The organism is Acidovorax sp. KPB24-03, from assembly GCF_057546605.1.
In genome coordinates this window covers 1-1,037 of the sequence record NZ_BAAJYR010000748.1, presented here as the reverse complement: position 1 = coordinate 1,037, position 1,037 = coordinate 1, and the positions used below count along the sequence as shown (strand labels likewise).

Here is a 1,037-nt window from a genome sequence, read left to right as displayed (position 1 = left end):
CGCGCCGCGCCTGTCGCGCACGGTGGAAGACCTGGAGCGCTGGGCCGTCGTGCCGCGCGCCGGCTACGCCTGGGCCGGCTCCACCTACCGCCAGGGCGGCGTGGCGGTGCATGCCGCGGCCGAAGACACCGAGCGGCTGCGGCGCATCTTCGTGCAGCACGTGGCCGCGCCGCGCATGACGCTGCTGCACGGCCAGTCCTGGGGCGCCAGCGTGGCCGCCGTGGGCGCATCGCTCTTCACCGACGACGGCCACGGCAAACGCCCCTACGACGGTGTGCTGCTCACCAGCGGCGTGCTGGCCGGCGGCAGCCGGGCGTACGACTTCCGGCTCGACCTGCGGGTGATCTACCAGGCGCTGTGCGCCAACCACCCGCTGCCCGCCGAAGCCCAGTACCCGCTGTGGATGGGCCTGCTGCCCGATGCCACGCTGAAACCCGCCGAACTGAAACGCCGCGTGGACGGTCGCCTGGGCCTGGACCGGCTCGCAGCGCAGCGCACGGCCGCGCAGCAGTCGCGCGTCCAGACCATCGTGCAGACCGTGCGCATCCGCGAAAGCGCCATCCACGGCCACCTGAACTGGGCCACCTGGCACTTCCAGGACATCGTGCAGCGGCGCACCGGCGGCGCCAACCCCTTCGGCAATCGGGGCGCGGTGTACACCGGCTCGAGCGACGATGCCGCGCTCAACCGCAGCGTGCAGCGCTACCGCGCCGATCCGCAGGCCGTGGCCACCTTCGCGCGCGACGCCGACCCCGACGGGCGCATCCCGGTGCCGGTGCTGACCGTGCACGGCGTGGACGATCCCACCGCCTTCGTCGAGATGGAGGACAGCTTTCGCCGCACGATGGAGCGCGCCGGCACGGCCGGCCACCTGGTGCAGACCTTCACGGCCGACAAATCCCACAGCTACCTGACCGATGCCGCCTATCCCACGCTGCTGGCGGCGCTCGGCCAGTGGGTGCGCGGCGGCCCGCCCCCCACGCCGGCGGGCATCGCTGCGCAATGCCCGGGCATGCAGGCGACGTTCGGCGGCGAGT

The 1,037-nt window shown here is 73.5% G+C and carries 1 protein-coding gene; it reads left to right on the top strand.

All coding sequences use genetic code 11. From position 1 onward, the window contains the following. Positions 1 to 1,037: hypothetical protein (locus AC27KI_RS25700; RefSeq protein ID WP_487116648.1), on the top strand; the 1,037-nt coding region annotated here is incomplete at both ends.